Origin of the sequence: Bacillus sp. USDA818B3_A, assembly GCF_009928415.1 — a bacterium.
GTDB lineage: Bacteria > Bacillota > Bacilli > Bacillales > Cytobacillaceae > Neobacillus.
Genome location: NZ_JAABNN010000015.1, coordinates 11,597 through 35,389, shown reverse-complemented (window position 1 = coordinate 35,389; position 23,793 = coordinate 11,597). Strand labels below are relative to the sequence as shown.

Sequence of the window (23,793 nt, the reverse complement as noted above, 5' to 3'; positions counted from 1 at the left end):
TTAAAAGCAATTATATTCTATATATTATGAGAGAATTTCAGGGGTTGATGGAATGAAAAAGGTTGAGAGGAGTGTCTTGTTATTTCTAGTCTTTGTGCTTGTACTCGCAACAGGCAGCACTTATTTAGCGTTGAATCAAACGTCTAAAAGCAAGGATAACAAGGATGACCAAAAATTGACGGTTGCCTTGGTCAATGAAGACCAGGGGGCAGAATTTAATGGCGATGATTATCAATTCGGTAATGAATTTATAAAAGCCATCGAAAAAGATAACCAGCATGACTGGTATGTTGTCAGTAGAGGTGTCGCAGAAAATGGGCTAGAGCGGAATGTCTACAATATGATGATTGTCATTCCAAATGACTTTACAAAAAAGGCATTGTCCATTGATTCACAGGCACCAGAGCAGGTAGTTGTGAACTACAAAATTAATGCAACTGATAATAGTAATTTAAAAGCAAAGGCGGAAAAAACGGCAAGCTCGATCTTAGGGGAGTTTAACCGTCGAATCATAGATGTATATTTCGCTAGTGTACTTGGAAATTTACATGAGGCACAAGACAATATTGGTACCCTCGTAAACAAAGAACAATGGTATTCCAATGTTTATAATAATTCTATTCACCGTCCGTTAGCCGGTTACACCTCTCAATTTGGGGCGGTTCAAACAAATACAAAACTTTCCAGAGATAGTTTTCAAGGGCTGCAGGGTATTCTGAAAGACTTTGAAGGCACCTTAGGTCAAGGCGTACAAACAGGAAATACATACAAGGATGTATTTACAGATTTCACAAGTTTGCAAGCAGCCAACCTTCTTGCTTCCAAGGGCTTCTCTGATCAGTTAATAAATTTAGATAGCAAGATGAACGATGGCAATGTCCTTCAACAGTTAGAGAGTCTAGTGGAGGCAAACAAAGCAATCAATGAACAGTTTCACCTAACAGAGGATCAATCAGCGAATATTTTGTCAGAATCAGCAGCCCTTCAAACCTATCTTACGAGTACGAAGGAAAAAATCGAGAATGTTGAGACAGAGCTCGCTGAGAAACTTGCTTCAGATATGCAGGATCAGGTCCGTGAACAGCTGAAGAATGAAATCAAAAATTCTTCTGATGGTGAGCAGAATGTCTATTTAAACCAATTTTTTGCCCAACCGGATGAAAATGCCAAGAGCGCCATCCAAAAGCAAATTGATCAGCTTCCGTCTCTTAACCCAGAAGACTTAAATGGGCTGGCTTTAAAGGATCAAACCATTACCCAGCTTAAGAATGTGATGGAATTCACCAATAAATATAATCGGGAATTTAATTATAGCCCTGCATCTAAAACAGGGGATATTCCATTAACAACCCAGGTGGAGCAAGTTCAAAACAGCTTAATGAATAATGGTGTAACGCTGTCTGACACCGTATCACTTCCGGAGAATAAAAAGGGAGGACAGGAGTTTACCTTATCGATACCAGAGGAGTTCTCTGTTTCCCAAGTGTTATTGACACTCCCTAACGGGGGTGAGATGGACTATACCCATCCTTTTGTTCAAAAACAAAAGATCGATCTTCCTAAAACAGATGCAGGAGTCTTCACAGTAAAGTTACAGGTGAAACTGAAAGCTGGTACGAAGGTGGATGTATTCCAACCAATTACTTGGAAGTGGACATTGGATCAGAAGGATGTTACAGCTGTCGATATCCCAGAAACACCGGAAATACCAGAACCAACTGAAACGACTGAAACACCGGAAATACCAGAACCAACTGAAACGACTGAAACACCGGAAACACCAGAACCAACTGAAACGACTGAAACACCGAAAACAACAGAAACAACTGAAACACCGAAAACACCAGAAACAACAGAAACACCAAAAACTTTGGATCATAACCTTGATGCAGCGGAACAGCCAGCAGTTAAGGTGGAGACGATGAATGCCTTAGCTGCCACCGCATCAGAAAACTCCATTCCACAAAGCGATCAATCGAATACGGCCAATAACCCAGGCTCAGATAAAAAGGAACCGGAAAATCAAGGCAGCACCGATAGCCAAGATGATAGTAACACCAATAAGAATCCGAAAAAAACATTAAACATCGTCAATAATCTTGTTACCCATCAAGTGATGTCACCGCTGCTACAGGACTCTACGAATGTTTTAGTCAATGCGGCAAGCGATACAGTGAGTGATTACCAAAAAATGCTGTCAATGTACAATCTATATTTTGGAATCGGGCTGGATCAGTTTAATCGTTCCGATTTTATTGACCAGCTGAATCAAAGCAGTTTAACCGATATGGCATCCGAGGGTTCTCTTTACTACTTATTCAATAAGCAAGATATTGTAGATATTTTAGCTAACTATGTGGCTGGGCAAACGACGGAGGAAATCAAACAGCAAACAGAACAATTGAAGAGCGAAATGGACACCTATTTAACGCTCGTCAATGATGCTGACAATCATTCTATGCGAATGGCAGAGATGATTAATCAAACAAGTGCCCAGGCCGAGAGCCAAAATACTAGTCTTGGAAAAACCTTAGAAGATCTAGCTTTATGGCGCGAGGAAAGCTCCAATTTAAACGAGGAACAGTCCAACATCTTAGTGGATGGGGATGAAGAGCAAAGTGCTGTTCTAACATTGGACGGACAACTGAAAACCTTATTGGCAGAAAGTCAATTACTGGCAGACCAATCAAAAAATAATTTAAATTCGGCGGATCATGTTTACCAAACCTTCGATGCAATTGACCAGCAGGCAAAGGAGATTCAAGCAAGCGGGACTACGTTAGTGAAAGAGGCAGATGACCTATCCGATAACCTTACGGATAAAGTTCTTCAAGACCAGAATTTTGCTGCTAATTTTGCGGGAGTGCTTGCCAATAGCAGGATTGGTGAACGTCAGAATGAAAATCTACTAAGTTTCTTATCCAATCCGGTACAGACGAAAAGTGCTGGTGTTATTATGGCTGCCGAGGACACCTTCAGCCCTTATTTTATGGTCCTGATTTGCTTTATCGTCGGATTATTCACCGCCTATGTCTTATCCAATAATGAGAGAAAAAGGCTTAATCACGACTCGTTCGCTGAAGAGCAAACATTAGTGAAGCAAAATACACCGATTACCATTATCACGGCATGCGTTGGTCTTATTGAAGGACTTGTCATTGGATTGCTGTCTGGATATCTACTAAAAATTAATGAAGAAAAGTTCATACTTTGGGTCGGAATGATGGTGTTAATCATCGTAACGATGGTTTTAGCAGCTACCTATTTATTACGTCAATTAAAAATGGCTGGAATGTTCGTTCTATTGGTGATACTCAGTTTGTATTTATTCTTAACCGAGTCAATTGGACTTCAACTTAATCCATCATCACTAGCAGCGAAGTTACGAGATTACTCACCTCTACAATACATTGAAACATTGTTAATTAAGTTTGGCAGTGGGGCTGGTGAAAATAATACCATCCTATTTAGTTTAATCGCCATAACAGTCATCAGTCTTGCAGGTCATTTATTCGTGATCCATCGCTTGTCCAAAAACGAGGAGGTCGTCCATGAAGGCATTAGTGAAAACCTTTAGTATGCTCATTGCTTTCCTGGGCTGGTTTTCAATTGCATCGGTCCATACCTTCGCTGAAGAACCTTCTAATAATAGTGGGAAAATGGAGTTGAAAACAGACCGTATTGGTCAGGACTCTGCGATAGAAAATGAATTTCACAAAGAAACAGAATTAGAAAAAATGGCGCCTGAATTGTTCGAGGAACAAACTCGGGCGTCTATTGAAACCAAACAATTAGAAGCTGAAAAAGCTGCAAAGAACTTAGAAAAGAATCTTTTTGTTCAGCCGAGTGAACAAAATACCGCATTATCAGATACTAAAAATTCATTATTTTCTAGTAATTATTCTGTTCAATATGCTCAATCCGCAGGCAGAGATGCGAATGAAGAAGGGGGACAAATCAGCAAAAGAATGGTTCCGGCTTTAATTGGATTTGTCGCAGTCTGTTGCGGAGGAGTGTATATCATGATGCGGAAAATGCTTGAATAGGGGGAGATTGTCCTGTCTAGAGGTACACATGTAAATGTGACAGTTGACTTTAGTAGGTGGTGTAAAGGGAAATATGACGTTAGAGTCCCTTTACATCAGCCTATTAAACAATTGCTTGGAAACTTAATTGGATCGCTGCACCTTGATATCGATAAGAACGTTCTTTTTGCTTTAAAGGTTGTAGAAAAGGAATTGCTGCTAGCGGATGATGATCGTCTAGTGGACCATCCAGTGACAAATGGCGATATATTACTAGTTTTGAAAGGCTAAAGGAGAAGGAAAACATGAAAGAAAAAACAGTCCAAATGGATTCGCTAAAGCTTCAGTTTCATATTAGTGATGACAGTTGGCAATTAAAACTGCCAAAATCGCAAACCCGAGTGAAAGATATTCGTCAATTGGCCTTGATGAATAATGATACTGCCCTATTTGTCCCTTCATTTGTCACAGAAGAGGCTGATTTGTTCTTATTCTCTTTTGCTGTCAGTTCACAAACAAAAACTTGGGAGGATATACAAAAACTTGATCGGAAAGATAAGTTGCGCTTTCTGTGTAATGTCGCTCGTTTCAAGAATTGCCTAACCACACGTATAACCTTCTTCCTGCATCCGAATAATCTGATTGTTGATGATAATTTAATTCCATTTATCGTGTTTCGAGGTATTCGGGATATAGTGCCCCCATATCAACTTGATGAAAATATTTTCACTCTCCAATATAAATGCTTGGTAATCGCGTTGTTTTCAAATAAATATAGCTTTGATGAACTTTATGCCGGGTCGCTAAACCAAGCAAAGGATACTGAATTTGAACGCCTTGCAGGCGAAACTGAGGACCTTGACTCTTTAATTAAACTAGTAAATGACAAATATATAGAAGAAAAAAAGACAGCAGAAAAAAGTCTGCAAGTCGTACCAAAAAAAAAGTTTCGTCTTTTTAAACAATTAACCTTCACGATGATCGCGCTCTCTGTTTTATTGGCTATACCATTAGCGTATCTCGGTTTTGTAAAAATTCCTTTTCAGGGACATCTTCTAGAGGCACATCGCGACTTTCTTGCTTTAGATTACGCTAACGTTATTGATGATCTAGAGGGCCAAGAGCCTGATAAGCTGCCGGATACAAGTAAGTATGTACTTGCCTATTCTTATATTGAATCAGAGCCCCTCTCTGATGAGCAAAAAGAAGCGATATTAAAAAATATAAGTATAAAAAGTGATCCCAATTATTTATTGTATTGGATTTACAACGGCCAGGGGGATTTTGAACGGACAATTGACCTTGCCAAATATATTGATGACCCGCAGCTGATTATGTATGGCCTTATTAAGCAAATGGAAAAGGCAAAAAATGACCCCGAACTAAGTGGTACCCAAAGGGATAAAAAGGTTCAACAATATCAGAAACAATATGAGGAGTATGCTGAAAAATATGGGCTGGACTCTTTATTAAACGAGGAAAGCGCTGAACCGGCCGCGGCCGCAGAAACCCAAGAAAAGGATAAACAAGGTGAAGAAATAACCACCCAAGAGAAAGCTGATAAACCTTCTCCTTCAAGTACAGAAAAGGCAGAAAAGACAAATTCAGCTGAGACTAAAAAGTAGAGTCATGTCGATTCATAGATTGAGAGGGAGAGAAGATGGCACAACGATTATTGCTGCTTGAGTTTAAGAGTCAATTGCATAAATGCCATTTACATACAAACGAGAAAAAGAGTATAACGATTGGGAATGATTGGTCCAACACGATTACCTTTCCGGAATTAATCCCTTCCATTGTTGTGGAATGGGATGGTGAAGTATGCAAGATGGCCGAAAACCAGCTGAGGGTTAATGAACGCCTTGAGATAAAACACCAGAATGGTCTAATAACCGTCTATTTAAGAGAAGAAAACCAGTGGTCAGTGTACGACACCACACAGCGTCACAGTATTACAATAGGCTGCAATAATTACGATGATGTCTCCCTGGTGCACCCAACGGTCGATTTAGCACTCATCCGCGAGGGGCTGGGAGAACCTTTTAAACTGGAAGTCTATAAGGGGCATGTTTATCATAACTTCTCTCTGGCAGGCGAGGATGTAGTTTTGGAACCTGGGGACGAGTTGTGCTTTGCGGGCTTGATTGTGAAAATTGGCAATGATGATCTTCGTGTGCTGGGAACACAAGGGATCAAAGCTGTAAAACTAGCTCAATTGTTTGAAATGAATCGAGGCTATGACAGTGATTATCCTGATTTTCACCGTTCTCCTCGGATTATTTACCGCGAACCGGAGGATAAACGGAAAATCGCCAAACCTTCCCCTAAACCGGTAAAGCCAAGTGAACAGCTGGCACGTGTTATTGTTCCGCCGCTTGTCATGATTGCCGCCATGGTGGTTGTCTCTATATTTCAGACGAATGGTTTTTATATCATTGCGATGCTGGCTATGACGATTACGACGGTTATTTTTTCGGTTACATCCTATTTAAAAAGCCTGAAACAATATCGTTTGGATCTGAAGGAACGGGACATGGGCTATCAAGATTACTTGAAACAGAAGGCCCATGAATTCTATCAAGCAAGTGAAGAACAGCGGCATGCTCTGAACTACCATCATCCAGATGCCAGCGAAATCCGTGACATGGCAAGAATTGTTCACTCACGCATATATGAAAAGACGAGGTTTCATCATGATTTTCTAAATTTCCGAGTCGGATTAGGGCGGGTTGATTCGAGCTTTGAAATTGAGTTCAATTTAGAGGAATTCACCCTTGAAAAGGATGAACTTGTCGAAGCCGCCAGCAGCCTAAGGGGGCAGTATCTCACATTGGATGAGGTACCCGTAGTCACTTCTTTAATGAAAGGACCGGTCGGTTACATCGGGCAGCGCCGCCTTGTTATTGAACAACTGCAGCTGCTTGTGATGCAGACCGCTCTTTTCCATAGTTATCATGACCTGCAATTTATCACGATTTTCCCGGAAGAGGAGAAACCGAAATGGGATTGGATGCGCTGGCTTCCTCATGCAAGCCTAAGGGATATCAATGTCCGCGGGTTTGTTTATCATGAGCGCTCACGTGACCAGGTGCTGAATTCACTTTATCAAATGTTAAAAGAACGAAAACAAGCAATCGATGAAAAGACGAATAAAAGTGAGAAAATCTATTTTTCACCCCAGTTTGTTGTCCTGATTACTGATGAAAAAATGATCTTGGATCATTCGGTCATGGAGTATTTTAATGAGGATACTAGCGAATTGGGAGTGTCGCTGGTGTTTGTGCAGGATGTCATGCAGTCGCTCCCAGAGCATGTAAAAACCGTGATTGATATCCGGGATGCCCAAACTGGAAATATCCTGCTCGAAGAGGGAGAACTGGTTAATCGAAGGTTCAAACCTGATCATCTTCGTGGTGAGTTTAATAAAGAGGATCTATCCAGAGCATTGGCTCCTCTCAATCATCTACAAAACTTAAGGAATTCCATTCCTGAGAGTGTTACCTTCTTAGAAATGTATGGTGTGGAGAAAGTTGAGGAGCTTCGTATTCATGAGCGCTGGACTGCAAATGAAACGTATAAAAGCCTTGCTGTACCGCTGGGCTTAAGGGGAAAGGAAGATATTGTCTACCTAAACCTGCATGAAAAAGCCCATGGACCGCATGGATTGGTTGCAGGGACAACTGGTTCTGGTAAGTCGGAAATTATTCAGTCATATATTATCTCGCTTGCTGTAAACTTCCACCCACATGAAGTCGCTTTTCTACTAATCGACTATAAGGGCGGCGGGATGGCGAATTTATTCAAACAACTTCCGCATTTATTAGGAACGATTACGAACCTGGACGGTGCTCAGTCCATGCGTGCGCTTGCTTCCATTAAAGCGGAGCTGCAAAAACGCCAGCGCTTGTTTGCTGAACATGACGTCAATCATATCAATCAATACCAAAAGCTTTATAAATTAGGTGAAGCCAGTGAGCCGATGCCGCATTTATTCTTAATCTCCGATGAATTTGCGGAACTGAAATCCGAACAGCCTGACTTTATGAAGGAGCTTGTTTCTACAGCCCGTATCGGCCGTTCTTTAGGGATCCACTTAATTTTAGCAACCCAAAAGCCAAGCGGTGTTGTCGATGATCAGATTTGGTCCAACTCAAAGTTTAAGCTGGCACTAAAAGTTCAGAATGCCAGTGATTCTACTGAAATCTTAAAAACACCGGATGCGGCTGAAATCACCCTGCCGGGAAGGGCATACCTGCAGGTTGGCAACAATGAAATCTATGAATTGTTCCAAAGTGCCTGGAGCGGGGCGGATTACCTTCCGGATAAAAATGAACAAGACTTAATGGATACCACCATTTATGCAATTAATGACCTTGGTCAGTACGAGATCCTTTCAAGCGATCTAAGCGGCCTATCCAGCAGGAAAGAAATTTCAAAAGTTCCAACTGAACTGGACGCTGTCGTGGAATATATTGATAACTTCGCAAAGATAAGAGGAATTGTCGAACTTCCTCGACCATGGCTGCCGCCTCTTGAGGAACGAATCTATCTTCCTGATTTGGACATTGCGGATTATAAATCAGCATGGAAAGAAGAGAAGAAACCACTAGAAGTGACCTTTGGTTTTCTTGATATTCCGGAAATGCAAGAGCAAAAGCCATTGACTTTGAACCTAAGCAAGGATGGGCATATCGCCGTCTTTTCGAGCCCTGGATATGGAAAGTCGACCTTTTTACAAACAGTGGCAATGGATATTGCAAGACGGCATAATCCGGAAAGAGTCCATATTTATCTGATTGACCTTGGAACGAATGGCTTGCTGCCGCTCCGAGATCTGCCGCATGCAGCAGACACGATTATGGTGGATGAGGAAATTAAGCTCGGAAAGCTTCTTCGCAGGCTGCAGAATGAATTAAAGGAACGGAAGCAAAAATTGAGTAAATATGGTGTGGCCGCCATTGAAATGTATGAACAGGCAAGCGGCAAAGAAGTTCCTTCGATTCTTTTATTAATCGATACATTCGACTCGATTACGGATGCCGCGTACCGAGAAGAATTTGAGAAAACAGCCGCACAGATTGCCAGGGAGGGTGTTAGCGTTGGAATTCACCTGGTGATAAGCGCCGGGCGCCAAAGTGCGCTGAGAGCTCCGCTGCTTTCCAACATTAAGAATCAAGTAGCTTTGTATATGATTGATGGGACAGAAGCGAGAAATATTGTTGGCAGAACGGATTTAATCATTGAGGATCTGCCTGGCAGAGGCTTAATCAAAATAGAGCAGCCGACCTCCTTCCAAACAGCGCTTCCTGTCAGAGGGCAGGATACGCTATCAATCATTAAGAACATTCAAGAGGAATGTAAAGAAATGAGGAGCGACTGGAAAGGCAGTCGGCCGCTGCCAATTCCGATGGTTCCAGAAACAGTGGAATTCACTGATTTCATTAACAAACCAGAAACAAAATCGATGATCAATAAAGGAGCTATTCCATTTGCCGTCGACTTTGAAAAAGTAGAGCCGGTCGCGTTAAACATTTTAGAAGATCAGAACACACTGGTTTTGAGCGATCGAACCGATTTAATCGAGCAAACCTACTTAACCATTGTTTCTAGTATTTCTATAAACGAGCAAATTGATGTCGGTCTAATTGACAATGCTTCTTCGAGATTCAGAGGATACAAGGAAAGCGTCAATATTTTTGCAGGGTCAGCGGTTGAAATGGATGACTTTATTGAACGTTTGCAGCAATTATTGGAAACAAGGGAAGATGCTTTCCGTCAAATACAAATGGCAACAGACGGCCGCGTGACGATGAAGGAATTTTTGAAAGAGATACGTCCAATGGTGGTTCTGATAACAGATGTTGCCTTCTTGACCCAATCTCTATCCTTTACATCTCAAACAACGGTAACAAAATTGCTTGAAACAGGGGCTAGAGTTGGGATTTATTTTGTAATTGGCGCTGTACATGGGGCAATTGAAAGACAATATGATGATATAGCTACCGCTATGAAAAGACAAAAGGCGGGGATCTTGGTGGGCAGAATTACCGACCAAAATATTATCGAAGTCTTGAACCGGCCATATAAAGAGCAGAACTTACTTCCGTACGAAGCGTATTACATTCAGCATGGCCGTGCAGAAAAAATCAAAATTGCAGCACCTTACAAAAAAAGAGAGGAAGTGAAGGCTAGTGTTTGATTGGTTTAAAACAGCAACCGAGAAAAAGCGTGATGATTATCATGAGCTGTACGAAAAACTTATAAGTGCCATTTCTGAGCATGACAAAAAAGTTTCCGAGGCCAATTCGGCATATAGTTCCTATATAGGCACAGTTCCAAATCTATCTAACTCTGATATACCTTCGAATGATTTTGAAAGCAGCCGTAAACAATTAAATGCGAAATTGCTGCAGTATTTTCAACTGGATCAAGAACATCGGTATTCCCTTGTTGCTGCTAAAGATAAAGCTTATGAAAGATATGTGCATTATAAAAACCAAGCCATTAGAGAGGAAGAGGCTGAAAGAGCCAGAAGGGAAAGGGAACTAAAAGAGCTAAAAGAGAAACTGGAGGGATTGATCAGTGGGGAGCGTTAGAATTGACGGAGATAAGGTAAATGAAGCGAGGGCCGCAGCCAAGGCATTGGAACAATCAGTTGAGAAAACATATGACCAATGTGAACAATTGATTTCCTACCTGAATGCCGCAGAATGGAGCGGGAAATCAAGGGATGCCTTTTTAACTTATCTTGAAATCATTCAGAAGTATCACCATGATATGAAATCCGCAGTGTCAAAACAGACAAAAGCTTTAAATAGCCTTGAAGGTTATTTCGATGATTTCCTACAGGATGCTTCGGTAAGAGAAGTGAGGAATCTAGGATGAGTCCATCTACAGACGTATTCACGGCCCCAGAGCTTTATCTGTTAGCAGCTGCCTTTGGGGGAAATGTCCTATTTGGCCTGCCGGAAAAAGAAATTTTTCAGCTGCAGGGCGAAGAGGTGTTTAAAGAGGCACATGTTCGGCTGATAGATAAGGGAATCATTACGACGGACGGTAAAATTACGAAAAACGGGGCAATTATCATTCAAACCGTGGAGTATTACCATCAAAGCGAGAAATATGTACGGATTAATAACCTCATGTTCGCTTTTAGAGAGAAGGAAAGCGACGAGCTGATTGTGCTGGTAGAAACGGCAAAGCAGGGAGAGTACCAGTTACGGGTTACTTCTAAGGCTATCATGCTGAAAATGTTGTGTGAACAATTTCCTTTGATTGTCAGAGAGCCGGCGGAAAAGGAAAAAACATTCTTAAAAATAGAATTATCGAACCAGGAAAGACGTGAGACCGAAGGCTTTGAGCCTGAGCAGATGTTTATGAATCTAGAATTCTTCCATCTTAAGGAGGAACAGAAAGATCGATTTAATTGGCACTATTATCAGCAGTGGCTGATTTTTACGAAAGACGAGAAGCTAATCATGGTCGATGCTGTGAATAAGAAATATTACCATGCTAGTCAATATTGGTTCTTGAAAGTCCTATTTGATGAACTGGAGTTTCCTTACAAGGGGGAGAGAGTCTATGCTTAAGGCTGATGGGGGCGGTTCTAGCCTTATTAATATTAATCCGGATGAAATTACCACCATCTTTCAATTATTACAAGGCATTATTATAGAATTAGAGACCAATGCTGCACCTAATATTGAAAAGTTAGGGAACCTTGACTATTACCAAGAAGGCAAGGCAAAAAAGGCAATGGAGGTCTATGCAGAAGCGAACCAGAAGGTAATGGATTTACACGACAATTACACACGTGCTGCAACATTGGTAATTGATATCCTTAATACAATGATCCAAGCAGATGAAGCAATTGCCGAACAAATCATTGCTAAACTGGGGGTATGATGGGATGGATGTAAAATATATCCCGTCTGACTGGGAAAAGATGAAGGATGGGATTGGCGATTTAATCGGTCTTGGCCGTTGGGGCAAAGGAATGATTGATACTCTAAAAGATTTGAGCGATAACTTTGAAGATGTGGAAAGCGACATCGCAGAATATGATCGTGACGGTGTCGTTTCCTTTCATCACACAAGTCAAAAAAGCAAATACCAGGGTTTGTTTGAGGAGTTTGAGATTTTACATGGTTTCTCCGGCAAGGTGGGGGAGATTGTCGACCGTACGATTGATCAGCCATTTTATGAAGACATGGATGCATTTGTGGAAGTGATGCGGGACTTAACGATTTCCAACTATACTACCAAAAACCGAATTGGCGCTACTGAAACACAGTTTGTCTATGGGGGATACGGTGCCTCCCAATCCTTAGAGGTTCCTAAGACTGAAATAAGTATCGATGATTTGTTTAGTGGCGATAATTTTTATGCTGGGCATATGAAAATGGAGTACGATGCGTGGAAAGAGCTGAATTCGGACCAGGACTTTTCCCAGGAAGAATATCAGCAAGCAGCTCTAAATAACCGTGCCTTTCAATATGAAGCAATCCGTGATCAACAGGAAAGTAAGGAGTTCTGGGTGCAGCTGGGCGCCTTAGTAATAATTGTTGGCGCAACCCTCATCTGTCCACCGGCAGGAATGGCCTTAGGGGCTGCTTATGGGGCAATGGAACTGAGCTCGGCGGTTTCCGGGAAGGATTGGGTCTCTGGACGGGAACTAGGGACTGGTGAACGCTGGTTCCGCGGGTTATTGGCTCCGCTTGACATCGTTCCTGGTGTGAGTGGCTTAAGCAAATTTAGCAGCACGGTGCGCCTCGCTCATTTCCGTCAGGGAGCCAATCATATAGATAATATGATCAAAAACGCCGGTCAGCAATCAGCGACCCGTTTGAATAATGCCTCAGTGGCCATAAAAGATGCGGCTAATGTTGTGAAAAACAAGCTCGCAAAGGATATAATTGAAGCAGGTAGATTAGCCGACACAGTCATTACAGGTGCTAAAAACACGATCCCTTCTCCAGAAAGACTTGCAGTCACTTCAATGGGTGAAAAGGTGTATATGCCTGTAGACAACAGCCGCGTGGTTGAAAATACGATAAGGGACTTGATTAGTAAAATCGAGGGTATAAATATTGAGGGAGCTAAGGGTACAACAGGTAACACTGGTAAGGCTGTTGATGATGTAATTAAAGATGGTAGTCACTTTATAGATGAATTCAAATTGAAACCTAATGTGAAATATGAAACGAATGGATATCTGTATCAAACGGATGACCTAGGAAGAATTGAGAAGGCATCCGGAGAATTAATATTAGATATGGGAGAACGTAATAGTAAGCATCAGTTAGCTGCTGGAGGAGAAGATAGAGTCAAAGCTCCTAGTACTCAAGGAGATCATGGTGGACATTTAATTGGCACACAATTTAATGGATCTCCGCTTATTGATAACATAATTGCAATGAATGGAAATGTTAATGTAAGTGCTTATAAAAAATTGGAATCAGCCTGGGCAAAAGCTTTAAGAGATAAGCGGAAAGTTACAGTTGATATTAAACCTGTATATGAAGGGGATTCTGTAAGGCCTATTAGCTTTAACATAAAATATAAGATAGATGGGGAAAAATTTAAAGCAAGTTTGAAAAATATATATGGAGGAAAGTAAATGAAAAATATGAAATTGGAAAATATTTATCAAAAGATAGCTATACAGTTAAACAAAATTATTCCAGAACCGTGGGATAAAGTAATGGTATATTCAGAAGTTGATGAATATAGTGATTCAACAGTATTTTTCTACTATCCAAAGAATAAGCAGGAACCAATATACAGTTTAGATATTGAAGATATGGATGGAATTGATGAAGAAGAAATTGATCATCAATTAAATCATCTTGACAGCATCTTAAGAGAGTTATGGGAAGAATTTAAAAGAAATAAGCAGGAACCTTGGACTAATTTAACATTTGAGTTATATGCGACTGGTAAGGTTGACATTGATTTTGATTATACTAAATTAGAGGAAGAAAATAATTATAATCATTATGAGAGATTAATTATATGGAAGTATAAGAATATGGGGATTTTGCCTAATGAAGAAAGAGAAAGTGATGTGAAATTAATTAGAGAATATATTAATAACAAAAATGATATAAGCTGATTGAAAATCCGTACTTCATGATGGTTGTACTATAGCTAGCATAAGCATTTGTATGTCTTTTAGGCAACGGGTGCTTTTTGTTTTTTTGTCCATACCATTATCATCCAGAATTACCTTCCTCAAATACGAGCCATAAGGGAGAAAATTTAACAGAATCTAAAAAGTGATAGGTTAATATGCCTATAAAACATAGTAATAATTCACCTTAAATGGATGAAGATAACTATGTTATGGTATTTATAGGAAAGTATCTCCTAATCATTGAATATTGGTTTGATGATTTTGATTACATGTGGAGTGAGTTGCTGAAGCAACTCTTTTGTTATGAAATGGCATGTGATTAAGATTCACCGAAAGAACTGAAAAAGGGGTAATTGCATGGATGTAAAATATATTCCTGCGGATTGGGAAAAGATGAAGGCTGGCATCGGGGATTTAATTGGACTAGGCCGCTGGGGTAAAGGCATGATTGATACACTAAAAGATTTAAATGATAACTTGGAAGATGCGGAAGGTGATATCGCAAAATATGACAGTGATGGTGTCATTTCCTTTCAGCACACAAGTCAAAATAGTAAATATCAAGGGTTGTTTGAGGATTTCGAGGTTTTACATAGTTTCACCGGCAGGGTCGGAGACATTGTTGATCGCACTATTGATGAGCCATTCTTCCAAGACATGGATGCGTTTGTTGAAGCGATGCGGGATTTAACCATTGCCAACTACACGGCGAAAAACCGGATTGGAGCCACCGATACACAATTTGTCTATACCGCTTACGGTCCGGCACAATCCTTTACCGTTCCCAAAACAGAAGTTAATATGGATGATTTATTCAGCGGTGATAACTTCTTTGGAGAACAAATGAAGCTGGAGTATGATGCGTGGAAAGAGCTGAATTCTGATCAGAATTTTTCCCAGGAAGAATATCAGCAAGCAGCTCTAAATAACCGTGCGTTCCAATATGAAGCAATCGGTGATCAACAGGAAAGTAAGGAGTTCTGGGTGCAGCTGGGCGCTTTAGTAGTAATTGTTGGTGCAACCCTCATCTGTCCACCGGCAGGAATGGCCTTAGGGGCTGCTTATGGGGCAATGGAACTGAGCTCGGCAGTTTCCGGGAAGGATTGGGTCTCTGGCCGGGAGCTTGGAACGGGGGAACGCTGGTTCCGCGGGTTATTGGCTCCGTTGGACATCGTTCCTGGTGTGAGCGGCTTAAGTAAATTTAGCAGTACCGTACGTCTTGCACATGCGGGTGATTCAATCGGTCAAATAGGCTTGAAGACTGGTGGTAAGGCGGGTTTCCATCAGGGAGTCACTCACATTGATAATATGATTACAACAGCTGGCCGACAATCCGTGACACGGCTGAAGAATGCTTCGGCTGTTGTAAAAGATGCATCAAATGTTGTGAAAAATAAGCTGGCGAAGGATACTCTTGAGGCAGCTAGATTAGTAGACAACGCTATTACACAAGCGAAAAATATCACTTCATCTCGGAAAATAGGTTTAGTAATGGATGAAATCGGTGATGTTGGGAAGGTACATGATCATATAGAGAATACCCATGCGGTGGAGAATAAACTGAAAGATGTGCTTAGTAAGATTGATGGAGTAAATTTGAATGGCAGTAAGGGTGGAGCAGCAGTTAGCGAGGAAGAATTAAAATTAATTGCTGACGCAATAGAAAATGGTACTAAAAATACCTGGGATGAATTTTTAATAAAAAATCCTAATTTAACAACTTCTGAGGCGAGCGAAGCCTATATTAGATTGGTGAAAGAACAATCGCCATGGCCGGATGGGTATGTTCCAAAAGATTCAATACTTAAAGAAGGCGAGACTTTTCAAATGGCTTTGGCATCCGGGCAGCCTTTAACTACTCCGGGAAGATTCTCCACAAAGGATCATATTACAAGTGTTGAATTTGTGAGGAATCAGTTAGCTGTAAAGTCCGATTGGAAAGCAGATTGCAGCGTGGTTGTTGAATATAGGGTGAAAGCTGGTAAGGAATTGCCGGTTCAGACCGGTCCAGTCGGACCACAGATAGATGTGAATGCAGATAAATATTTGTCAGGTGGTGCCAGTCAGATATTTATTAAATTAGATAGAAGTGTAAATATGATGGATTATTTAGAAATAGTGTCCGTACGAACGATAGAATAATGAAGGGTGGTATCCATTTAAAGTGGTTGATAAATTAACTTGGGACCAGAATAAGATAAGCTGGTATTTTGAACATGAGATTAATAAATCAATTAATAATATTATTTTGGCCATGGTAAAGAAAGATGAAGAAATTGTTTATGTTGAAGCAGGAACTAACTTTATTACTGAAAAGGTGTTTAGCTTTTTATATAACGGTGATTTGCTTTTTAGTTATGATAAGACATTGGGGAATATTGAATGGAATCATAATGGGAAAGTTCTAAAGAAGGCAGTTGAAAATATTAAGCAAGCATCCTATTATCCAAATGAAAAGAGGATATTAGTTCTCATCAATAGAAATCATGAAGATATAATAATTGGTTTTGATATCCATGGGGACGAAGTGTTTGAAATAAAGAGTCCTGCAGGATATAGTATGGAATATTTAACAGATATTAATCATTCTCCTGTCGTGGTGTGTGAAGGAGACGAAAACCATGTCGATAGTTTTGGAAGAGGGAGAGTCAACTTTTTTATTGATTTAAGTAATGCAAAGCTCGAAAAGGGAAATTTATCCTATTAAAAGAATCCTTAGCGGTTTGAAAACTGCTAAGGATTTTTTTGAAAACAATCCTATTTCACTACAAAAGTAGATAAAAATGAAGAATATGAATAAAAAACCATTAGATAATTACCAATTAGATGAGCACAAGATAGAAAAATTAAAAGGAGTACTAATGGAATTGAAAAGCTGGTTGCTTTATTTGATAAAGGTGCTTTTAGACCAATCGATAAATGGAGGTGGACAAAATGAAAAAAATAAGAAAAGGTCGATATACGTTGTTAAATGGTAGAGAATATAAAGTATATGAAAATGATAGTCTTACCTACGAATTAATCTCTGACTGCCCGGAAGATGTTAAATATGAATTTAAGGAAGAGTATTCATCAACGTACGTAAAAATTGTTGATAAAAGTGAGGTTTCAACAATATACGAAGTTACCCCATATGCAAAGTATAAAGGGAGAACATTTGATGTTAGTTTACAAATAAGGGACGGAAAGGTAAGTATTGGTACTACAAATAATGAATTTGCAAAGGAGCTAAGCTTTGAAAGAACTGATAAATATTTTTATGAGAAATGGGTACCTCTTGAGGATGTAGAAATTTTGGAAGATATTAAAGAATTATAATCAGAAAAGACAGATACTACAATTTTAGTCACTTAGTATTACAGTAGTTGGATGAAGCGTAAATAAGTAGAATAGGCTGGAGGATATTAAATAATGGGGAAATTAATATCAGGAGTATTACAGGTAGGTAGTATCACTATTGATAGTGATACTACCTTGATCGGCATTAAAAGCCAAAATACAGATATTAAGGTAAGAGAAGGAAAGCCAAATAGCTTTGTTTATTTTTTATCTCCACAAAAAATCTATTCAGATTTGTTCCTTTTACATTTAATGTTTAGCGACGAGAAGCTTAGTAAAATTATTTTAAAGGCTTATTCGGAAAACGAAGAAGATGGAATGATCACTGCTAAGAGACATAGGCGTTGGTTAATAGGATTATTGAGTGAACAGTTAGGAATAAAAAATCAAATAGATCTCGACTGGGGAACAATTAAACCATGGGTAGATACGAGGAGTGGCCAGTCGGAAATTCACATTTCTTATTATAAAAATTTGAACTAATGTACTTTGGAAAAGAAACGAACTCAGATCAATTAGCCATAAATAAAAATTGCTGCCACGAAGAATGGAATAATTATGCTAATTAAGGGATTAGAAGACAAAGATAAAAAGAAACCGCGATTGAGTTCATTAGGGCTTAACCGAGGTTTTTAAATTACTTCTTGATGATCAGATGGCCGAACGATATGACTCTATATATAGGGGAGTTGTGCAAATTTTGCTGTGATTTTTATTAATGAAAGGTCCTCAGAGGGGAAATCTCGAGCCAATTTTATATCAAGTGATCAATGCCTCCAGATTCATTTTTAGTTAAATACAAAATTGAACAGAATTTTCCCGTGATTCGTGAACTTGCGAATAAATCAGGAGGTTAAAAGATGAGCTTTGAACAAAAGTTAAATAAATTATATCAACAAATAGCTCAATACATTGTTGATATGATTCCGGTTGATTGGTGTGAATTTTACTTTAATGGAGAAGTAATGGGGAAGGAAGGAGGGGTTTTTTTCTTTTTCACACCAAAGGCAGAACTTGAAAAGGCTGTTTTTTCTCATTTTATTCCCAAGGTATATGGTGTAGACAAAAGACTTTATAATAGAGAGCTTCATGAATTATTTAAACTAACTCATGAACTTCAAAAGGTATTTATTGATAATAACCAAAAGCCTTGGTTTTCAGTCACAATGATAGTAAATGAGTCTGGTAAGCTAAGCGTAATGTTTGATTATACCAACTGGACTAACAGTGATTTCGGTCCTTCTGCAAGAATTAAATACTTCGAGTATAAATATATAAGTCAAGATAAGAACGGGCATGACTTGGAATTGATAGAGAGAATGAAAGAATATGAAAAGGCAAATAACTAGATAAAATAATAACCTTTTTAAGCTATAAAGCAAAACTATTAACTTGGCCTAGCAAATAAATATCATGACTAATTAGGACTGATAAAGTCTATTGAACTCTTGTCGGTTAGCAAAAATAAAAAGGACACCCACCTTTATATGGAGGGAATTATGGATAGATGTGTCGCTGTTTATAAAAATAAAAAATATAAAGCCTTTTCCACACGAATTAAAGGAGAAGTTTCAAACGTCAAATTATTTCTGCACTGGGCAGAAGATGGTTTTATTCCTGCAATGTCCGCATATGATGAAGATTTATATGAAAAGGAAGTAAAAATAGAAGAGGTTTCAGAGCTATACCGTGAATTTTTTATGGCTAAATATAAACATTATGAATTTTTTGTTCACGGTAATTATAGAGACAGTAATGAAATTGAAGTCGTGACAATTGATTCAAATATCGGAAGGGAATGTCATTTTAATCCCCTAGACCGTGACTTTTTTACAAAAAGGTTGAATCCACGTGATGATTATCAACTTATTTATGTCAAAGAAGATTATTTGAGTAAAATAACAACAAGAAAAGAGGTCACATTAGAGGAGTTTTACATATTAAATAACGAGAAGTTTAAATAATGGTGGAAAATAGGATGACAATCCAGGAAAAAATCATTGGAGTAAATTTGGAACACATGACAATCCAAGGTGGCTGATTATGACTCGACTAGAATATGTAGAATATATTAATCAAAATAATATTGATATTTCAAAATTAAATATAGTAATTGGGGCTAGGAGAGTCGTCCCTTATATTACAGGCTGTTTTGAAGAAAATGGTATTTGGAAGTTATATTTGGTAGGTGAACGCCAAGATTTCGATATTGTTCAAGAAGGAACGGAAGATGAAATTTTTGATGTTATATATAATATTACGGTTAGTAGAATGAAAACATCCTTATTATAGGATTAACCCTAGACAGATAAAAAAGATAGATTGGCCAATGTTTGAAGATGAAGTTTACCTACAAAAATCTTTTAAAAAAAGGGAGAGTTGCTATAGATGATAAATGAGGAAGTAAATAAAATCATTAAAGATGAAGGGCTAAAACGTTTTAATCTGTATAATGAACATTCATTAAAGGAGAATGAAGTTGGAATAAGGAAGAGTAATAATAACCAGTGGGAAGTATATGTAACTGATGAGAGAGCTAATATTGTACAAGGTTCTATAACAGCATTTGATAATGAAAGTGATGCGCTCGACAATTTTATTAAAAGATTAAGAACTGAAGTAGTATGAAAATAGATTGAAAAAGCCTGGTCATTATTGAACCAGGCCTAAAATTTATTCTTATTTTTCAAAAATAGCATTGGATAGGAGTCGGAACAAGTAATCGGTATGATCACGGAAACCTGCCTCTAATCCGATTAGAGTTACGTCTTTATTCTTCTCTTTAACTATGACAGCCTGTCCTTTAGCTAAATTATTATTTGCCCAATGTCCTGCCATAAAGAAATTATCTTTATCTCCAAGCTTAGCGACAACTTTATCATTGTCAGTCCCCGTATACCAAACTGGGCGGTACACGAACCCTAAGTCGTCTTGGTCATAACCAGCTGTTAACCCAGTTCCCTCATAGTTTACGTTTACAATACCATTACTGTTTGAACCGCCAGTATTAATGGTATCGTCTGTCAGTCCTAGCGTTTTCGATGCTCTAGAAGCTCCAGCACCAATGGCGATATATTTTCCACCTTTGCTCATAAAATCATTCACTTTTGCTTTGAATAGATCAAGCTCGCCGGCATTTTGGAAGCCAAATTCTTTGTTTGCAGTAGATAGATTTGTAGAAATAAGGCTTTCTGTCCCGCTGTAAACAAACACATCAAATCCGCTAAGGCCTTTCTCTGCTGCCTCTACTGGTGTTACCTCTGTCACATCAAAGCCAAGACGCTTAAGAGCCAGTTTTGTCCCGCTGTGAGATTGTTGTTTGCCCATGCCGCCATCCTTAAAAATGGCTACTTTTAAACTTGATAAAACAACCGCATCTGCAGGTACCTTTGCTGTTGATTCAATCTTTAATCCGGAGGCTTTTACGGCAGCAGAAATCTCATTTGACGCTGCTTCAGTATAGAAGTTACCCTCTGTATCACGCTTTACAGCTACACCTTGCTGTAACAATGTATTTGCTAGACTCACAGCCTTCACGGAGCTGTTAGGAATGATGAATGGTCCTTTACCAGTAACAGATCCTTGTTCAGTAACCTGTGTAACCTTAATTGAAGTAACATCAACAGATGTTTGTGTAGGAATCGCTTCAAATCCCCAAAGTTCAGGCAGGCTCCATGCTGAAATATCATACATTGCTGAAGTATCGTTCGTGATGTCCTCGCCATCCCAAAGCATCGTGTTAGCTAAACCAGCTTTGGCTTGGTCCATCTTGACAATATAACTTCCCTTTGGAAAGGTTTTTCCATCAACAGTAAATGCCTTTGCAGCTTGGACCACTTCAATGTCATTTTTCATTAAATGATTAACAGCTTTATCCGTTACAGATGGATCCTTTTCGTCAACCGGAAGAATATAAGCCTTCGGGAAGAAGCCATCCTGGTGGAAAGGGTGATCAAAATTGATTCCGCGTTTGAACATTTCAATTTGATCGGTAATCATTCCTTGTTTATTTTCGGTGGCAAATTTCAGTGCACCCATAATCGCATCATACTGCCAGCGCACACCATCCAAATCATTAGTTGGGGCTTCTAGTGTATGACCATAGGCACCATGATACATTGCATACATTGGGGTGAAGATTGGCGGATAGTCATCCCAGCCTTCAGCATCATTACGCTGTGGAATATAAACACCCTCCATGCTCTGATACAAATTGCCTGTAAATGAAGCTTTATCTCCCATAATGTTTGCTTCCATTGCTTCAGCTTGTTTATAAGCCCACTTATTATAAAGGTCGTACTCATAGTTTGGATTATGCGGCGGTGTACAAGGTTCGATTAATCCCTGACGGTTCGGAGCATAATTCTTTACATAACCATGTGTATCAAGGAATACCATCGGATTCCATTCTTTAATGAGCTCAACCGTTTCTTGTGTTTCTGGCTGTGATTGAGTGATAAAATCACGGTTTAAGTCGATTCCCTCACCGTTAAAACGTGTTGCATTCACACGGCCATCAGGGTTTTGGACGACATTAAAAATAAGGATGTTGTTAGCTAAAATATTTTTTGTTTCTTGGTCATTCTGAGTAGCAAAGCGCTGAATTAATTGTAGTACCGCATCACTGCCCACAAACTCTGTTCCGTGAATGGAACCATTAATCATAATCGGAACTTTAAAATCAGGGTTAGCGGCAATCCAATCCTGTGCCTTGCCTGGATTTTTAAACATTTGCTTTCTCAAAGCTTGTATTTTACCGAACTTACCTTGTGTGGTTGGGTCAGCGATGGTTACCACATAAAGAGGGTTCCCATCTGCAGATGTTCCGCGAACCTCAACTTTCACACGGTTGGATTGCTTTTCAATATTTTTGAGGGTCGTACCAATTTGTGAGAACTTTACAAAATCATAGTTTTCGCTATTAAATAAACTTCCAGCTTGTTCTTCGTATGCATTAACGTTTGTCCACTTTTGGCCCTCGGCAAAACCGGAAGTCCAAGGAATAGTTGTAACTAAACTAACAGCTAGCAGACCTGCTGCTGCTTTTTTCTTTCTGTTCTTTTTCACACGAATACCCCCTAGTTATGTATATTTATAAGTAAAGGTGAATCTTTATCTATTTTATTATTGACTCTATAAAAATAACAACCTACTATTTTCCTGAATTTAGTGACCCTAAATAATTGATGCAGGGCAATAAGTACCAAATATTAACATAATGGTTTTTGAAATAGATACATAATTAAGTCGTTCAGATGGGTATAACACTGTAGAAAAAAGAAATGTGTAATTCATCATCTTTTTTAAGGAGGTAGAATTTATGAACTGGAAGGGAAGAAGGGAAAGCTCTAACGTTGAAGACCGCCGGGGAATCGGCGGCAAAACGATGATTGGGGGAGGTATAGGAAGTATAATCATTGTCCTCCTCTTTACACTCCTTGGAGGTAATCCAGGGGATATAATGAATAACATGACAACCAACACTGGTTCAGACACCAGCACGCCTTATCAAGAGACAGCAGCGGAAAAGGAACAAGCGGATTTTGTCTCTGTTGTTCTGGCGGATACGGAGGATGTTTGGTCGGAAGAATTCAAAAAAAGAGGGCTCACATACGAAAATCCTAAGCTCGTTTTATACACCGGCAATGTCCAATCGGCTTGTGGATCGCAAAGTGCGGCAGTAGGACCATTTTATTGTCCAGGTGATCACAAGTTGTATATTGATTTAAGTTTTTATCAGGAGCTGAAAAACAATTTCCAAGCACCAGGTGATTTTGCGATGGCGTACGTCATTGCCCATGAGGTGGGCCACCACGTTCAGACTCTTCTGGATGCAGGAGATCATGTTTCCGCAGCCGAGAAACGGACAAATGAGTACTCTGTACGGTACGAATTACAGGCAGATTATTTGGCAGGAGTTTGGGCTCACTACGCACAAGGAAAGGGATATCTCGAAAAGGGTGACTTGGAAGAGGCATTAAATGCAGCTAATGCTGTCGGGGACGATAATATTCAGAAGAAAGCACAGGGCTATGTGGTTCCAGAAAGTTTTACGCATGGAACTTCTGCGCAGAGAAAGCGCTGGTTTAATAAAGGTTTCAACAACGGCACCATTGAAGGTGGAGATACTTTTAATGCGCCAAACCTCTAATGATATATAAAAAATAAAGATGAATCCGGAATGCACGCCTGTTCCATGGATTCATCTTCTTTTTTTATTAGGCAGCACTTATCAAATTTCGCACCCACTCCTAACAGGATTTTTTTTACAATAGCTAGAATACATATAGATGA

21 protein-coding genes are annotated in these 23,793 nt (G+C 39.4%); 20 read left to right on the top strand and 1 reads right to left on the bottom strand.

Translation table 11 applies throughout. The annotated features are described in order from the left end of the window. Window positions 1-52 precede the first annotated feature (52 nt). The 19 genes from esaA (at window position 53) to GXK58_RS19365 (ending at window position 20,127) form a co-directional block, all read left to right on the top strand. Window positions 53-3,577 carry a type VII secretion protein EsaA gene (gene esaA, locus GXK58_RS19455; RefSeq protein WP_160724844.1) on the top strand — a complete coding sequence of 1,175 codons (3,525 nt, stop codon included), beginning with the start codon at window positions 53-55 and terminating at the stop codon, window positions 3,575-3,577. Beyond that, window positions 3,552-4,046: a type VII secretion protein EssA gene (gene essA, locus GXK58_RS19450; RefSeq protein ID WP_160724843.1), complete on the top strand. Its 495-nt coding sequence runs from the start codon at window positions 3,552-3,554 to the stop codon at window positions 4,044-4,046. The genes esaA and essA overlap by 26 nt, the downstream gene beginning before the upstream one ends. Window positions 4,047-4,058: 12 nt before the next feature. Then, window positions 4,059-4,316 carry an EsaB/YukD family protein gene (locus tag GXK58_RS19445; RefSeq protein WP_160724922.1) on the top strand — a complete coding sequence of 86 codons (258 nt, stop codon included), beginning with the start codon at window positions 4,059-4,061 and terminating at the stop codon, window positions 4,314-4,316. Window positions 4,317-4,330: 14 nt separating this feature from the next. Beyond that, window positions 4,331-5,650 carry a type VII secretion protein EssB gene (gene essB / locus GXK58_RS19440; protein WP_160724842.1) on the top strand — a complete coding sequence of 440 codons (1,320 nt, stop codon included), beginning with the start codon at window positions 4,331-4,333 and terminating at the stop codon, window positions 5,648-5,650. 35 nt (window positions 5,651-5,685) lie between these two features. After that, window positions 5,686-10,224 (top strand): type VII secretion protein EssC, encoded by a 4,539-nt coding sequence (gene essC / locus GXK58_RS19435; RefSeq protein ID WP_160724841.1) that lies wholly within the window; start codon window positions 5,686-5,688, stop codon window positions 10,222-10,224. After that, the gene (locus GXK58_RS19430; RefSeq protein ID WP_160724840.1) at window positions 10,217-10,621 is read left to right on the top strand and encodes a hypothetical protein; all 405 of its coding nucleotides are present in this window, start codon (window positions 10,217-10,219) and stop codon (window positions 10,619-10,621) included. The genes essC and GXK58_RS19430 overlap by 8 nt, the downstream gene beginning before the upstream one ends. After that, window positions 10,608-10,910 (top strand): WXG100 family type VII secretion target, encoded by a 303-nt coding sequence (locus GXK58_RS19425; RefSeq protein WP_160724839.1) that lies wholly within the window; start codon window positions 10,608-10,610, stop codon window positions 10,908-10,910. The genes GXK58_RS19430 and GXK58_RS19425 overlap by 14 nt, the downstream gene beginning before the upstream one ends. Beyond that, window positions 10,907-11,614 carry a DUF5081 family protein gene (locus GXK58_RS19420; RefSeq protein ID WP_160724838.1) on the top strand — a complete coding sequence of 236 codons (708 nt, stop codon included), beginning with the start codon at window positions 10,907-10,909 and terminating at the stop codon, window positions 11,612-11,614. Before GXK58_RS19425 ends, GXK58_RS19420 begins: the two co-directional genes overlap by 4 nt. Next, a complete protein-coding gene (locus tag GXK58_RS19415; protein WP_160724837.1) occupies window positions 11,607-11,930 on the top strand; it encodes a hypothetical protein in 324 nt (107 codons plus the stop codon). The genes GXK58_RS19420 and GXK58_RS19415 overlap by 8 nt, the downstream gene beginning before the upstream one ends. A gap of 4 nt (window positions 11,931-11,934) precedes the next feature. Continuing rightward, a complete protein-coding gene (locus tag GXK58_RS27315) occupies window positions 11,935-13,644 on the top strand; it encodes a DNA/RNA non-specific endonuclease (protein WP_237389719.1) in 1,710 nt (569 codons plus the stop codon). Next, the gene (locus tag GXK58_RS19405) at window positions 13,645-14,139 is read left to right on the top strand and encodes an immunity protein YezG family protein (protein ID WP_160724836.1); all 495 of its coding nucleotides are present in this window, start codon (window positions 13,645-13,647) and stop codon (window positions 14,137-14,139) included. Window positions 14,140-14,517: 378 nt separating this feature from the next. Further along, the gene (locus GXK58_RS19400) at window positions 14,518-16,302 is read left to right on the top strand and encodes a hypothetical protein (protein WP_160724835.1); all 1,785 of its coding nucleotides are present in this window, start codon (window positions 14,518-14,520) and stop codon (window positions 16,300-16,302) included. A 22-nt stretch (window positions 16,303-16,324) separates the two neighbouring features. Continuing rightward, the gene (locus GXK58_RS19395) at window positions 16,325-16,867 is read left to right on the top strand and encodes a hypothetical protein (protein WP_160724834.1); all 543 of its coding nucleotides are present in this window, start codon (window positions 16,325-16,327) and stop codon (window positions 16,865-16,867) included. A gap of 227 nt (window positions 16,868-17,094) precedes the next feature. Then, the gene (locus GXK58_RS19390; protein ID WP_160724833.1) at window positions 17,095-17,478 is read left to right on the top strand and encodes a hypothetical protein; all 384 of its coding nucleotides are present in this window, start codon (window positions 17,095-17,097) and stop codon (window positions 17,476-17,478) included. 93 nt (window positions 17,479-17,571) lie between these two features. Further along, window positions 17,572-17,982 (top strand): hypothetical protein, encoded by a 411-nt coding sequence (locus GXK58_RS19385; RefSeq protein WP_160724832.1) that lies wholly within the window; start codon window positions 17,572-17,574, stop codon window positions 17,980-17,982. A gap of 377 nt (window positions 17,983-18,359) precedes the next feature. Further along, window positions 18,360-18,848, top strand: coding sequence for an immunity protein YezG family protein (locus GXK58_RS19380; protein WP_160724831.1), 489 nt, complete (start codon window positions 18,360-18,362; stop codon window positions 18,846-18,848). A 150-nt stretch (window positions 18,849-18,998) separates the two neighbouring features. Next, window positions 18,999-19,463, top strand: a complete 465-nt coding sequence (locus tag GXK58_RS19375) for a hypothetical protein (RefSeq protein ID WP_160724830.1) — start codon at window positions 18,999-19,001, stop codon at window positions 19,461-19,463. A 79-nt stretch (window positions 19,464-19,542) separates the two neighbouring features. Next, complete coding sequence (locus tag GXK58_RS19370) at window positions 19,543-19,791, top strand: hypothetical protein (RefSeq protein WP_160724829.1); 249 nt, start codon at window positions 19,543-19,545, stop codon at window positions 19,789-19,791. A gap of 96 nt (window positions 19,792-19,887) precedes the next feature. Continuing rightward, window positions 19,888-20,127, top strand: coding sequence for an Imm59 family immunity protein (locus GXK58_RS19365; RefSeq protein WP_160724828.1), 240 nt, complete (start codon window positions 19,888-19,890; stop codon window positions 20,125-20,127). Between the two features lie 51 nt (window positions 20,128-20,178). Here the strand turns inward: GXK58_RS19365 and GXK58_RS19360 are convergent, their stop codons facing one another. After that, window positions 20,179-22,566: a M14 family zinc carboxypeptidase gene (locus tag GXK58_RS19360; RefSeq protein WP_160724827.1), complete on the bottom strand. Its 2,388-nt coding sequence runs from the start codon at window positions 22,564-22,566 to the stop codon at window positions 20,179-20,181. Window positions 22,567-22,819: 253 nt separating this feature from the next. Here GXK58_RS19360 and ypfJ point away from each other — a divergent pair, with 253 nt between their 5' ends. Further along, window positions 22,820-23,650, top strand: a complete 831-nt coding sequence (gene ypfJ / locus GXK58_RS19355) for a KPN_02809 family neutral zinc metallopeptidase (protein WP_160724826.1) — start codon at window positions 22,820-22,822, stop codon at window positions 23,648-23,650. Window positions 23,651-23,793: the final 143 nt, after the last annotated feature.